Source organism: Serratia sp. CY71090 (genome assembly GCF_052166845.1).
Lineage (GTDB): Bacteria > Pseudomonadota > Gammaproteobacteria > Enterobacterales > Enterobacteriaceae > Serratia > Serratia nematodiphila.
The window spans coordinates 972,989-986,528 of record NZ_JBJNOA010000001.1; the positions used below are offsets into that span (position 1 = coordinate 972,989).

The window sequence follows — 13,540 nt, forward strand, 5'->3', positions numbered from 1 at the left end:
AGACTAAAACGTGCTACGCCGATCTCTATTTCGTTAATTATCGGCTATTTTGCCACAACTTCTTGCCGGGCGGTGCTCAGCAAACCAGCAGATGGCGTTTTCTGGCCACCTATTATTGCGATAGGTTTTGTATCTGTTTAATTTTTCGCGTGTTATCAATATTGCACTCTTGTTACACTGCAGCCTGATTCACGCAGAGGAAAACGGGAATGTATGAGATAGCAAAACGTACGGCGGGCGGCGCGTTGCTGCTGCTGTTGATGCCGCTGGTCGTATGGGCATCCGGCTGGCATTGGCAGCCCGGCGGCAATGATCGGCTGCTCAAAGCGCTGTTCTGGGTGACCGAAACCGTAACCTCGCCGTGGGGCATTCTGACCAGCGCTGTCCTTTGCGGTTGGTTTTTGTGGTGCCTGCGCTTTCGGCTGAAGGCGGCCATCGGTCTGGCGCTCCTGCTTTCCGCCGCGTTGGTGATTGGGCAGGGGGTTAAGTCGTTGATCAAGGATCGGGTGCAAGAACCGCGGCCGTTTGTGGTATGGCTCGAGCAAACCCACGGAGTGGACGGAAAATATTTCTATTCGCTGCATCGCAAAGAGCGCAGCGCGCTGGTGCGCGAGCAACTGCAAGACCAGACGCTGGTGCCGAACTGGCTGCGCAAGCACTGGCAGTTTGAAACCGGCTTCGCTTTCCCGTCGGGGCATACGATGTTCGCCGCCACCTGGGCGCTGTTGGGCGTAGGGCTGCTGTGGCCGCGCCGTCATTATAAAACCGTTGCGCTGCTGATGGTGTGGGCAACGGGGGTGATGGGCAGCCGTCTGCTGCTGGGCATGCACTGGCCGCGCGATCTGGCGATGGCTACGCTGATCAGTTGGCTGCTGGTGGTGGTCACCTGCTGGCTGGCGCAGCGCTGGTTCGGCCCGCTGACGCCGCCGCCACAAGAGCAGCAGGAAATCGCGGCGCGCAAGCCGGAATAAGCATTCTTCACGCAGGCGCCAGTCAGGCGTCTGCCACCAATACCTTAACGCCTACCTGTTCAAATGCCTGCCTGGCGGCATCGCCAATTCCGTTATCGGTAATCAAATAGTCGATATGTTGCCAGTCACAAGGCAGCGCAAACATTGAAACCTTATCGATCTTGCTGGAGTCGGCCACCACATACACCGTGTTGGCCGCATTGATCATCGCCATTTTCAGTTTGATGTCGGTTTCGCTTGGGAAACTGAGGCCGTGACGGGGCGAGATGCAGGCCGTCGCGAGGAACAGTTTCTGCGCCAGCACGTTTTCGAAGAAGCTGGCGGCCTTGTCCCCGGAAGTGGAGAGCGTGGGAAATTTGAATGAGCCCCCGGTCAGCAAAATATTCACGCCCGGCTCGCCACCCAGCTGCAGCGCAATATTGACGCCGGTGGTGATAACGGACAATTTCTTTATGTGATTCAGGTGATTGGCGATAGCCGTGGTGGTGGTGCCCGAATCAAGAATGATGGTGTCGCCCGGTTCGATAAAACCGGCGGCGAGCTTGCCGATGCGATCTTTGGCGGTCAGGTTAACCTGGCGTTCCAGCAGCATGGCGTGGGTATTTTGCTTGCCATCAACCAGGGTGGCGCCACCGTGGAAACGCTGCACATAGCCTTGTTGCTGCAGGATCCGCAGGTCGGTACGAATGGTCGCCTCGGTTAGCTTGAAGGTATCGGTAAGCATTTTGACCGTCGCTGAGCCGTCTTCGCGGATCATGTCGAGGATCTTTTCGCGTCGTTGCTGCATTTCCGCCAGCTGTTCGCTTTTGCTTTTCAATCGAAAGACTCCTGCACCTGTCAGTTTCCGCCGCGCGGCTTGCCACGGCAACTCCTTATTGATGCGCTGAATTTTAGCTTGCGATTATTGATAAAGCTATGGATAAACCCGGTTAATCCCTATTGATTTTTATTCGAAAGTCTTTTGCGTCGGCGATTTTCAACGATAAAAACTAAGGAAAAGCAGCTTTGTGGTTTTTATTTTATTGTTATATATGAATTTATATGAGTTTTAGCGTTGTCTGTTAAGTGCTTTTGTTTGAAATTTGATCTTGCCCACATTAATTATCGTTTTTGCTGCATATGATTTCCATTCGAAAATCAATGGCGAGTTAACGGATCGCTTTCGATGCGATAACGATAATCAAGGCGTTTATGCAGAGGTGACGATGGACTTTCAGGCGATTAAAAACACGGCGCGCCAGGCGCGCCGATATGTGGTGACCATGAACCATAAGGCAGGCAAGGGCCATACCGGCGCCGATCTGTCGGAAATCGACATCATCTGCACCTTGTATATGGCGGTGATGGATCGCAGCAATGCCCGGCCCGATCAGGATCGGTTCATTTTGTCTAAAGGGCATGGCGCCGGCGGTTTTTACTGCAGTTGTGCGGCAATGGGCTTGCTCGATCCAGCGGTGCTCGATCAGTTCATGGGCGACGACACCCTGTTGGCCGGGCATCCGGTGCGGCAAAAGCTGCCGGATCTGGTGGAGATTAACTCCGGCGGTTTGGGGCATGGGCTGCCGATCGCCGTGGGGTTGGCGCTGGGCAACAAGCTGGCGGGGCGTGCGCATCGCCGCGCTTTTGTGTTGCTGGGCGACGGCGAACTGGCGGAGGGGGCCAATTGGGAGGCGGCGATGGCGGCCAGTAAATTCAAACTGGACAACCTGATCGCCATCGTCGATCGCAACCGGCTGCAGCTGGCTGGCAAGACGGAGGCCATCATGCCGCTGGAACCGCTGGCGGAAAAATGGCGCGCTTTCGGTTTTGAAACTCTGGAGTGCGACGGCCACGATCCGGCGGCGCTGGTGGCGGCGATCCAACGTCCGAGCCAGGACAAGCCGCGAGTGATCTTGGCCAATACGGAAAAGGGGCACGGTGTGTCGTTTATGGCTAACGTTGCCGCCTGGCATCACGCGGTACCGGACGAGCAACAGTTGGCGCAGGCGCTGGCGGAACTGGAGGGGTAAATATGCAGGATTTACGCGATGCCGTGGTGACGGCGTTGATCGAACAGCAACGAGCGGGTGCAGATCTGAGCGTGATGGTGGCGGATTCCACGTCCACGTCGAAAATCGCGCCTTTTGAACAGGCTTATCCGGAGCGGGTGGTGAACGTCGGTATTGCCGAACAAAACATGGTGGGCATGGCCGCCGGCATGGCGCTCAGCGGCCGCACGGTCTTTACCGCCAACGCGGCACCCTTCCTGTTCGCTCGCTCTAACGAACAGATGAAAAATGATGTTTGCTACACGGGGACCAACGTGAAAATGCTCGGCTTGAATGCCGGATTCGGCTATGGGCCGTTGGGGGCGACGCACCACTGCATGAACGATATCGCCATCGCCCGCACGCTGGGCAATCTCTGCATCTATGCGCCGGCGGATGCGCGGCAAGCGGCAGAGATTGTCCGTTATGTTATCGCACAACCCGGCCCAGCCTATATCCGCATGGACAGCGACAAGTTGCCGGTATTGAACGCGGACTATCACTTCCGTCCCGGAGAACCGGAGGTGTTGCATCAGGGGGGCGACAGCCTGGTGTTTTGTCTGGGGACGGTGGCGCATGAGGCGATGAAGGTACTGGCATTGGGCGACAACCCGACCATCGTTTCTCTCCCTTCGCTCTGGCCACTCAATGAGGCGGCGGTAGTGGCGTTGATACGCTCGCACCGCCGGGTGTTGACCATGGAGGAACATGCGCTCAGCGGTGGTTTAGGCACCATCATCGGTGAATTGTTGCTGCGGCACCAACTGCCGCAGCCGTTTACTGCGCTGGGCATGCCGGCTTACGAGTTTACCCACAGCAGCAGTCGGGCGGCGCTGCGGCGGCAATACGCCATCGATGCGGCAGGATTGCACGCTCAGTTAACGCAATAGGGGGAATGCGATGGAGCGGAACGAATACGACGTTAATTTACGCTACGGTGTCGATAGCCGGATGTCGCTGGCAGGGAAGGTTGCGGTAATCACCGGCGGTTTGGGCGGCATCGCGATGGCCGCCAATCGCCTGCTGTTGGAAAAGGGCGCGCGCCTGGTGTTGATGTATCCGCCCTTTGAACAGGACAAGGCCGCGGCGGCGCTACGAGAGTTGGGTGAAGAACAGGTGTTCTGTCAGGTGTGTGACGTGACCGACCCCGACTCGGTAGTTGCCGCCTTCAACGCGGCTGAGCGGCGCTTTGGCCGGCTCGATATCCTGGTCAACTGCGCCGGCTACGTTAATTTGCAGCCAGCGACGGAGGTCACGCTCAAGGAGTGGCAGCGCCATTTGGCGGTCAACCTCACCGGGCCTTTCCTGTGCTCGCAAGAATTGGCGCGCCGCGCGATAACCGCCGGCCACGGCGGGAAAATCATCAACATCGCGTCGCAGGCGGCCTCTATCGCCATTGACGATCACTGTGCCTATACCTCTGCCAAGGCGGGGCTGCTGGGCATGACCAAGGTGATGGCCAAAGAGTGGGCGCCACACGGCATCACCGTCAACACCTTATCGCCCACCGTAGTGCTGACGCCTATGGGAGAGAAAGCCTGGCGCGGCGAGAAGGGCGAGGCGATGAAAAAGCTGATCCCGCTGGGGCGCTTTGCCTATACCGATGAAATCGCAGCGGCGATCCTGTTTTTTGCCAGCAACGGCAGCGACATGATCACCGGCGCGGATCTGATGATCGACGGCGGTTTTACCATTTGGTAAGCGGCAACCGCAGCGATCGCCAACACCAGACGATGTTCAACACAACGATAAGAGAACACCATCATGAGAAAAATAGCCACTTACCTTACCCTGCTCACCGGTTTTGCCTGCACCTCTGCCATGGCGGCGGAAAAGGGCACGATCGCCATCCTCGTCAACTCGTTGGACAATCCTTATTACTCCGCGGAAGCCAAGGGGGCCGAGGCCAAAGCCAAGTCTCTCGGCTACCAGACGCTGGTGCTGTCGCACGGCGAAGACGTCAAGCGCCAGGGGGAGCTCATCAGCCTGGTTATCGGCCGCAAGGTTCAGGGCATCATTTTGGATAACGCCGATTCCCAGGCCAGCGTCGCCGCCGTGCAGCAGGCGAAAAACGCCGGTATTCCGGTGGTGCTGATCAACCGCGAGATCCCGGTCGATGGCGTGGCGCTGGCGCAGATTACCCATAACAATTTCCAGGCCGGCTCGGACGTCGCCAACCAGTTTGTGGAAAAAATGGGGGAAACCGGCAAATACGCCGAGCTGACCTGCAATCTGGCGGACAATAACTGCGTTACGCGTTCGCAGTCGTTCCACAACGTGATCGACCAATATCCCGAGATGGTCAGCGTGGCGCGTCAGGATGCCAAGGGCAATCTGCTGGAGGGGAAACGCATTATGGACAGCATCCTGCAGGCGCATCCGGACATCAAAGGCGTGATTTGCGGCAACGGCCCGGTGGCGCTGGGCGCAGTGGCGGCGCTGAAGGCCGCCGGCCGGCAGGATGTCACCGTGGTGGGCATCGACGGCAGCAACGATGAACGCGACGCCATTCTCAACGGCAACCTCTACGCCAGCGTGATGCTGCAGGCGCAGGCGATCGCCGCGCAGGGTGTTGAGATCCTGGACGGCTATTTCCAATCCGGCAGCTATACCGGCAAGGAGCGCGTGATGTTCCGCGGCATCCTGATCGGCAAAGACAATGCACAACGAGTCAGTGACTTCAACTTCAAACCGTAACCCGCGCTGAGCGGCGTCTTTCACCACCCCGTCCTGGCGGCGGGGTGCGTTCGGAGGTGTTGTTATGTCGATGCGCATTGCGTTGACCGTCATCGTCGTCGTGGCGTTGAGCGGTTGTCGTATCGTCTCGGAGAAAAAGCTGGCGGAGCTTCGCTCCCCGGTGAATCCCCATGTGGCGCAGGCGGCGGAGATTTACCGCAGCCAAATCGCCCCGCAAGTGGTCAAAACGGCGCAGCCGCTGGGCGAGCTGATCGCCCGGATCGCCCAGGCCAAGGATTTTGACAGCGTCTGCGGCCAACTGGGGTACCGCGCTCAACCGGAGTTTCCTTGTTATTTCAACGTTAAGGTCAGCGGTGAAATTGCGTCGGTCAACACCCGTTCACGCAGCGGAAAAGTAACGCTCAAACTGACCGATGCGCCGCTCAGCAGCGTAGAGGTGCAGATCGGGCCGGTTTATCGCGGCACGGCGTTGCGCGACAGCTATCGCGGCCTGAGTTACAGCGATTTCAATGACCAGGCGCTGTTCGGCGATTTTGCCAGGGCAATTAACCAGGCTTCGATCGACGAACTGACCGGCTTCCAACCCAAGGTGGGTGACCACATTACCGTGTATGGCGTATTCAGCAGCTGGCAGGCGCCTGCCGAGCCGCTGTTGATCACGCCGGTGCGCATTCAACCTTAAGGGGGCGTGATGAGCGATCCGATCATTATTCAAACGCGCAACGTTTCGCGTCTCTATCCGGGCGTCACCGCGTTGGATAGCGTGAGTTATCAAGTGTTTCGCAATCAGGTCAACGTGCTGATCGGCGAAAACGGCGCCGGCAAGTCGACCATGATGAAGCTGCTGGCGGGGGTGGAAACCCCGTCCTCCGGCACCATCGAACTGGAGGGGAAAGCGGTGACGTTAACCTCCACGCAGCAGGCGGAGCGGCTCGGGATCAGCATTATTTTTCAGGAGCTGAACCTGTTCCCCAACATGTCGGTCATGGACAACATTTTTATGGCCAATGAGTTCTTCCAGCGTGGCCGTATCAATGTGGACTATCAGTATCAGCTGGCCAAATCCTTGCTGCAGCGGCTGGAATTGGATATCGACCCGCATACGCCATTGGGCAGCCTCGGTATCGGCCATCAGCAACTGGTTGAAATTGCCCGTGCCCTGGCGAAGGACACCCGAGTGCTGATCATGGATGAGCCGACGTCGGCGCTGAGTCAGGCTGAAGTGCGCACGCTGTTTCGGGTGATCGCCGATCTGAAGAAACGCGGTGTCACCCTCATCTACATTTCTCACCGACTGGAAGAGCTGATGGAGATTGGCGATCGCATCACGGTGTTTCGCGACGGGCGTTTTGTCGCCGCCGAGCCGGTCAGTAACGTCAGCATTCCGTGGATCATCGAAAAGATGGTGGGGGAAAAGAGCAAGCACTTTGATTATTGCGCGGCAGAGCAAGGGGATGAAGTGCTGAAGGTCGAACAGCTGACGCTGCCGCGTGAAAACGGCGGCTATTGCCTTAACGACGTCAGTTTTTCACTGCGCAAAGGGGAAGTGATCGGCATTTATGGCCTGTTGGGTGCCGGCCGTACCGAACTGTTCAAAGTGCTCAACGGCGTGATGCGCCAGACTGCAGGCCGCATTTTGCTCAATGGCAAAAGCGTGGAACGGTTGGGGTTTCGTCAACGCATGGCGTTGGGCATGGCGCTGGTGCCGGAAGACAGGCAAGCGGAGGGGCTGGTGCAGATGATGTCGATTAAGGCCAACATGACCCTGGCCAGCCTGGGGCGTAATGCGCTACGGCCGTTGGCGTCGGCCGGGGAGTGCGCGTTGGTCGATGGCATGATCGAAAAACTGGCGATCAAGGTGAGTGACCGGGAGCTGCCAATCACCAGCCTGAGCGGCGGCAATCAGCAGAAAGTTGTGTTGGGCAAGGCGCTTCTGACCGGGCCGCAGGTGGTGTTTCTCGATGAGCCGACGCGCGGAATCGACGTCGGTGCCAAAACGGACGTTTACCACCTGATTGGCGCGATGGCGCGTCAGGGGTTGGCGGTGATGTTCTCTTCGTCGGAGCTGGATGAGGTGGTCTCACTGGCCGACCGGGTGATGGTGATGGCGGACGGGCAGTTGACGGCCGATCTGCCACGCGAGCGGGCCGATCGCGAAACGCTGATCCGCGCCTCCACCCCTCACGCATAAGGATAAGGCAATGCAAACCAAGTATCGGTTGTATATGTATTTGCTGCAGGCGCGTACCTTTATCGCCCTGTTGCTGGTGGTGCTGTTCTTCAGCAGCATGGTGCCGAATTTTCTGACCGTCTCCAATTTGCTGATCATGACGCAGCACGTAGCGATCACCGGGCTGCTGGCGGTTGGCATGACGCTGGTGATCCTTACCGGCGGCATCGACTTGTCGGTCGGCGCGGTGGCGGGGTTGTGCGGGATGGTTGCCGGTGCGCTGTTGACCGTCGGTATCCCGCTGTGGGATGGCAATCGGCTGTTTCTCAACGTCTTTGAAGTGATCGGCGCGGTGGCGTTGTTGGGCGTGCTGTTGGGTTTGATCAACGGCACGCTGATTACACGGCTCGGCGTTGCGCCGTTCATTTGCACCCTGGGTGCAATGTACGTGGCGCGTGGGGCGGCGTTGCTGACGGCGGACGGCAAAACCTATCCCAATCTGGTGGGCCTGGAAGCGCTGGGCAACACCGGTTTCGCGGCCCTGGGATCCGGCACCTTTCTGGGGATTTACAACCCGATTTGGCTGATGTTGGCCATCGTGTTGTTAGGGATCTATCTCACCAAGAAAACGCCGCTGGGTCGTTATATCTATGCGATTGGCGGCAATGAGCCGGCGGCGCGGCTGTCGGGGGTGCCGATTGCCAGCGTAAAAATGTTCGTCTATGCGTTTTCCGGGCTGTGTGCGGCGCTGGTGGGGCTGGTCATCGCTTCTCAATTGCAAACTGCGCACCCGATGACCGGCAATATGTTCGAGATGGACGCCATCGGCGCGACGGTGCTGGGCGGTACGGCGCTCAGCGGTGGCCGCGGCAGGGTATTCGGTTCGATCATCGGCGCCTTTGTGATCGTTTTTCTGGCGGACGGCTTGGTGATGTTGGGCGTCAGCGAGTTCTGGCAAATGGTGATTAAAGGGCTGGTGATCGTCACCGCCGTGGTGATTGACCAGTTCCAGCAGCGTTTGCAGAGCAAGGTCATTCTGATGCAGCGCCTGGAAAAAAAAGCGGTGCAGCCGCTGGCTGAGGTGAGCCATGGTTAAAGCGGATTGCATTGTCGCGTTGGACGAGGGCACCAGCAACGCCAAGGCCGTGGTGGTGGATGCGCGGGGTACGATCGTCGCCAAAGCCAGCAGGCCACTGACGCTGCAGACGCCGCAGCCCGGTTGGGTGGAGCAACGGGGCGAGGCCTTGCTGGCGGCCTCTCTGGTGGTATTGCGGGAGGCTATTGCGTTGGCCGGAGCATCCCGCATTGCCGGTATCGCCATCAGCAACCAGCGTGAAACCGCCATCGGCTGGCGGCGTTCCAACGGCCAGCCTATCGGGCCAGCCTTAACTTGGCAATGCGCGCGTTCCGCCGATTTCTGCGAACGGCTGCGGCTCGATCGGCAGGAGGAAGCGGTGCGCCGCGCTACCGGCTTGCCGCTTTCACCGTTGTTCTCGGCGTCGAAAATGCGCTGGTTGATCGATCACTGCGAAGAGGGACAACGGTTGGCGGAGAACGGCGAGCTGTGCCTGGGCACCATCGATGCCTGGCTGCTGTGGCAGTTGAGCGGGGGGCGGGCATTCGGCTGTGATGTTTCCAATGCCGCACGAACTCAACTGCTGAATCTCGCATCCGGGGAGTGGGACGAGCAGATGCTGGCGCTGTTCAATATTCCCCGTCAGGCGCTGCCGACGATCCATCCTTCCAGCCATCTGTTCGGCGTGACGCTGGGATTGGAAGGCATTGCCGACGGCATTCCAATTGCTGCGATGGTGGGGGATTCACATGCGGCGCTTTATGGCCATGCGCTGGGTCAGGCTGGGCAGGTTAAAGCCACCTATGGCACCGGCTCATCGGTAATGGCGCCAATCGTCAAAGCGCAATGCGACACGAGCGCTCTGGCAACGACCATCGCCTGGCATGACGGTGGACGCATGCAGTACGCACTGGAGGGCAATATTCCTCACACCGGCGACGCTATTGCCTGGATGCTGGATATCGCCGCCATGCCGTCGGAGGGTGAAGCACCGTTGAGTGAACTGCCCGTTCGCGTGCCCGACAGCGGTGGCGTCTATTTTGTACCGGCGCTGACCGGTGTCGGCGCACCCTGGTGGGATGAGCAGGCGCGCGGCGTGATTTGCGGGCTCAGCCGCGGCACGCGGCGAGAACATTTGGTGCGGGCCGCTTTTGAATCGGTGGCTTATCAAATCGCCGATGTGATCGGCGTACTGCGGCAACAACCGGGTTTTGCGCTGCAGGGGCTGATGGCTGACGGCGGCCCCAGCCGCAATGACTGGCTGATGCAGTTTCAGGCCGATCTGCTGGGTTGCCCGGTGTGGCGCAGCAACACGGCGGAACTGTCGGCCCTGGGGGCGGCTTTGATGGCGATGCGCAGGCTGTGGGGAGCTACCGATCGGCAACTGGCGGCACTGTTGCCTCAACATGATGAGTTTAAACCCGATATGCAGCGCCACCGGCAGTTGCAGGAAAACTACAGCGCGTGGCGGCAGGCGGTACAGCGCACCTTGTGGCGGCCGCAGACGGCCTCATTGATGACAGGAGAACAATCATGAATCGTGACTTCACGGGGAAAACCGTGGTGATTACCGGCGCATGCCGCGGCATTGGGGCCGGTATCGCCGAGCGTTTCGCCAGTTTGGGCGCCAATTTGGCGATCGCGTCGAATGCGGATCGCATCCTGACCACGGCGGAAACGCTGCGCCAGCGTTATCGGTCGGAGGTGCTGTCGGTCATCCTCGACGTCACCGATGAAACACAGGTGGTTGATTTTTATCGTCAGGTCTGGGAGCGATTTGGTGCGATCGACGTTTCCATTCAGAACGCCGGGGTGATCACTATCGATCGTTTTGACCAGATGCCCAAAAGCGATTTTGAGATAGTGTTGGCGGTAAATACCACGGCGGTCTGGCTCTGCTGCCGGGAGGCGGCCAAATATATGGTCGGCCAACGGCGTGGGCGGTTGATCAACACGTCTTCTGGCCAAGGACGTAACGGGTTCATTTACACACCGCATTACGCCGCCAGCAAAATGGGGGTGATCGGCATTACGCAGAGTTTAGCGCTTGAGCTGGCGCCATATGGCATCACCGTCAATGCATTCTGCCCCGGCATCATTGAAAGCGAGATGTGGGAATATAACGACCGCGTTTGGGGAGAAATTCTCAGCGGCCCGGAAAAAACTTACGGCAAAGGGGAGTTGATGGCCGAGTGGGTGGCGGGCATTCCACTCAAGCGTGCCGGTCAACCCGAAGATGTGGCGGGTCTGGTGACCTTCCTTGCCTCAGACGATGCCGACTATATCACCGGCCAAACCATCAATGTGGATGGTGGGTTAATCATGTCATGACGTGACCATGTCACAAAATAGGCGGCATCGGATCGGTGCCGCATTAACCGCTTACATTTTCCCGCCATTGCAATTCGCCCGGTTGCCCCCATATCCTTATAAATTCGACGTTTTGAGAAGCTTTCTCATCAATTTGTTCGCTAAGACCGTTTACTGCCGAATATGCCAGCAGATATGTGGTTTTATCGTGCGGCAGGGTTTCCCTGCCGCAGCGGGAAATGCTAACTTAAGGGTTAGGGACGCCACATTTTGGCATCGTTCATCCGATTCACTCGGCATCGCGGGAAAGAATGTGAAATATTTGCTGATTTTTTTGTTGGTTCTGGTGATCTTCGTGATTTCCGTCACCTTGGGTGCGCATAACGATCAGGTGGTCAATTTTAACTATCTGGTTGCGCAGGGCGACTATCGCGTATCGACCCTGTTGGCCACGCTGTTTGGCGCCGGTTTCGTTCTCGGCTGGATCATTTGCGGCCTGTTCTACCTGCGCACGCGTATTGCGCTGGGTCGCGCCGAGCGCAAGATCAAAAGGCTGGAGCTGCAGCTTGAGCAGCCCGCTGAACCGGCGGCTCAGCCTGTTGTCAGCAAGGAATAATCCTCTATGTTAGAACTGCTGTTTCTGTTGCTGCCCGTGGCTGCCGCGTACGGTTGGTACATGGGGCGCAGAAGCGCTCAGCAGGATAAACAGCAAGAAGCCAACCGCCTGTCGCGCGAATACGTGGCAGGGGTGAACTTTCTGCTCTCCAACCAGCAGGACAAGGCGGTCGATCTGTTCCTCGACATGTTGAAAGAGGACAGCAACACCGTTGAAGCCCACCTGACGCTGGGTAACCTGTTCCGTTCGCGCGGTGAAGTAGACCGCGCCATCCGCATCCATCAGGCCTTGATGGAAAGCGCCTCCCTGACCTTCGAACAGCGCCTGCTGGCGGTGCAGCAGCTGGGCCGCGACTATATGGCGGCCGGGCTGTACGACCGCGCGGAAGACATGTTCAGCCAGTTGACTGACGAAGCGGATTTTCGCGTCTCGGCGCTGCAGCAGCTGCTGGTGATCCATCAGGCGACCAGCGACTGGCAGAAAGCGATCGACGTGGCGGAAAAGCTGGTCAAGCTGGGCAAAGAGAAGCAACGCGTCGAGATCGCGCACTTTTACTGTGAGTTGGCGCTGCAGGCAATGGGCAGCGACGATCTCGATCGGGCAATGAGCCTGCTCAAGCGGGCGGACGCCGCAGATAAACAATGTGCGCGCGTGTCCATCATGTTCGGGCGCATCTACATGGCGCAAAACGACTACGCCAAAGCGGCAGAGTCGCTGCAACGCGTACTGAGCCAGGATAAAGAGTTGGTCAGCGAAACGCTGCCGATGCTGCAGGAATGCTACACGCATCTGCCGGAACAACAGCACAACTGGGCCGATTTTCTTAAGCGCTGCGTGGAAGAGAACACCGGCGCCACCGCCGATCTGATGCTGGCCGAGATCATCGAGCAGCACGAAGGGCGCGACGTGGTGCAGGTCTATATCAACCGTCAGCTGCAGCGTCATCCCACCATGCGGGTGTTTTATCGGCTGATGGATTATCACCTGGCGGACGCTGAAGACGGCCGGGCGAAAGAGAGTCTGCTGCTGTTGCGCGATATGGTCGGCGAGCAAATTCGCACCAAGCCGCGATACCGCTGCCACAAATGTGGCTTCACCGCGCACTCGCTCTATTGGCATTGCCCGTCGTGCCGCGCCTGGTCATCGGTCAAACCGATCCGCGGTCTGGACGGGCAATAATGCGGCGGCGCGACAAAACAAAACGGGGCGATAAATCGCCCCGTTTTTTTATGTTCATCACTTACTTTTTCTTGCCGCCTTTGGCGCCGGTTTTCAACAGCTGACGCAGTTTCTTCAGCTCTTTCTGGCTCAGCGGCTGTTCAATCTCTTCTTCGGTGCTTTGATTGTCGATTTCGCCGTGGTGCAGCTCATCCGCTTTCTTGGTGGGTTTTTCAGCCTTGGCGGCGGGCGCGCTGAAACTGTTTTCCAGGCGCTGGCACACTTCCACGCTCAACGAAAATTCGTTTTCAGCGGCGGCGGCGCGGATTTTTTCCTTCAGTTCCAGAGGAATTTTAATGGTAAGTGTCGATATCTCGCTCATTTTGAAAGCCTTTCTGCAGGAAGATGCCTTCAAGCTAAGCCACTGGCGATCGGGTGTCTAGTGTGTAATAAAAATTTAATATTTATGTAACAAACGGAGGCGGGACAAATGCGGGTTTTTTAGGCGGGAAACAG

The 13,540-nt window shown here is 58.1% G+C and carries 14 protein-coding genes; 12 read left to right on the top strand and 2 right to left on the bottom strand.

From position 1 onward, the window contains the following. Nucleotides 1–209: 209 nt before the first annotated feature. On the top strand, nt 210–971 hold the full coding sequence (gene pgpB / locus ACJ8OK_RS04620) for a phosphatidylglycerophosphatase B (protein WP_033632902.1): 762 nt from the start codon (nt 210–212) through the stop codon (nt 969–971). Nucleotides 972–993: 22 nt separating this feature from the next. Here the strand turns inward: pgpB and ACJ8OK_RS04625 are convergent, their stop codons facing one another. Further along, nucleotides 994–1,788, bottom strand: coding sequence for a DeoR/GlpR family DNA-binding transcription regulator (locus ACJ8OK_RS04625; RefSeq protein ID WP_004930674.1), 795 nt, complete (start codon nt 1,786–1,788; stop codon nt 994–996). 388 nt (nt 1,789–2,176) lie between these two features. Here ACJ8OK_RS04625 and ACJ8OK_RS04630 point away from each other — a divergent pair, with 388 nt between their 5' ends. The 11 genes from ACJ8OK_RS04630 to lapB all read left to right on the top strand — a co-directional run bounded on the left by ACJ8OK_RS04630 (nt 2,177) and on the right by lapB (nt 13,045). After that, on the top strand, nt 2,177–2,980 hold the full coding sequence (locus tag ACJ8OK_RS04630; protein WP_033632903.1) for a transketolase: 804 nt from the start codon (nt 2,177–2,179) through the stop codon (nt 2,978–2,980). Nucleotides 2,981–2,982: 2 nt separating this feature from the next. Next, the gene (locus ACJ8OK_RS04635; RefSeq protein ID WP_004930670.1) at nt 2,983–3,888 is read left to right on the top strand and encodes a transketolase family protein; all 906 of its coding nucleotides are present in this window, start codon (nt 2,983–2,985) and stop codon (nt 3,886–3,888) included. Nucleotides 3,889–3,898: 10 nt separating this feature from the next. Beyond that, entirely contained in the window at nt 3,899–4,699 is an 801-nt protein-coding gene (locus ACJ8OK_RS04640; protein ID WP_033632904.1) for a GolD/DthD family dehydrogenase, read from the top strand. A gap of 63 nt (nt 4,700–4,762) precedes the next feature. After that, complete coding sequence (locus tag ACJ8OK_RS04645) at nt 4,763–5,695, top strand: D-ribose ABC transporter substrate-binding protein (protein WP_033632905.1); 933 nt, start codon at nt 4,763–4,765, stop codon at nt 5,693–5,695. 64 nt (nt 5,696–5,759) lie between these two features. After that, complete coding sequence (locus tag ACJ8OK_RS04650) at nt 5,760–6,377, top strand: DUF2291 family protein (RefSeq protein WP_033632906.1); 618 nt, start codon at nt 5,760–5,762, stop codon at nt 6,375–6,377. A gap of 9 nt (nt 6,378–6,386) precedes the next feature. Further along, on the top strand, nt 6,387–7,886 hold the full coding sequence (locus ACJ8OK_RS04655; RefSeq protein WP_015378038.1) for a sugar ABC transporter ATP-binding protein: 1,500 nt from the start codon (nt 6,387–6,389) through the stop codon (nt 7,884–7,886). A gap of 10 nt (nt 7,887–7,896) precedes the next feature. Continuing rightward, on the top strand, nt 7,897–8,961 hold the full coding sequence (locus tag ACJ8OK_RS04660) for an ABC transporter permease (protein WP_004930657.1): 1,065 nt from the start codon (nt 7,897–7,899) through the stop codon (nt 8,959–8,961). After that, entirely contained in the window at nt 8,954–10,477 is a 1,524-nt protein-coding gene (locus ACJ8OK_RS04665) for an FGGY family carbohydrate kinase (protein WP_260952783.1), read from the top strand. Before ACJ8OK_RS04660 ends, ACJ8OK_RS04665 begins: the two co-directional genes overlap by 8 nt. Next, a complete protein-coding gene (locus tag ACJ8OK_RS04670; protein WP_260952784.1) occupies nt 10,474–11,271 on the top strand; it encodes an SDR family oxidoreductase in 798 nt (265 codons plus the stop codon). The genes ACJ8OK_RS04665 and ACJ8OK_RS04670 overlap by 4 nt, the downstream gene beginning before the upstream one ends. Nucleotides 11,272–11,563: 292 nt before the next feature. Further along, nucleotides 11,564–11,866, top strand: a complete 303-nt coding sequence (locus ACJ8OK_RS04675) for a LapA family protein (protein WP_004930650.1) — start codon at nt 11,564–11,566, stop codon at nt 11,864–11,866. 6 nt (nt 11,867–11,872) lie between these two features. After that, entirely contained in the window at nt 11,873–13,045 is a 1,173-nt protein-coding gene (lapB, locus tag ACJ8OK_RS04680) for a lipopolysaccharide assembly protein LapB (RefSeq protein ID WP_015378034.1), read from the top strand. 61 nt (nt 13,046–13,106) lie between these two features. Here the strand turns inward: lapB and ACJ8OK_RS04685 are convergent, their stop codons facing one another. Further along, the gene (locus tag ACJ8OK_RS04685; protein WP_033632910.1) at nt 13,107–13,406 is read right to left on the bottom strand and encodes an Arc family DNA-binding protein; all 300 of its coding nucleotides are present in this window, start codon (nt 13,404–13,406) and stop codon (nt 13,107–13,109) included. Nucleotides 13,407–13,540: the final 134 nt, after the last annotated feature.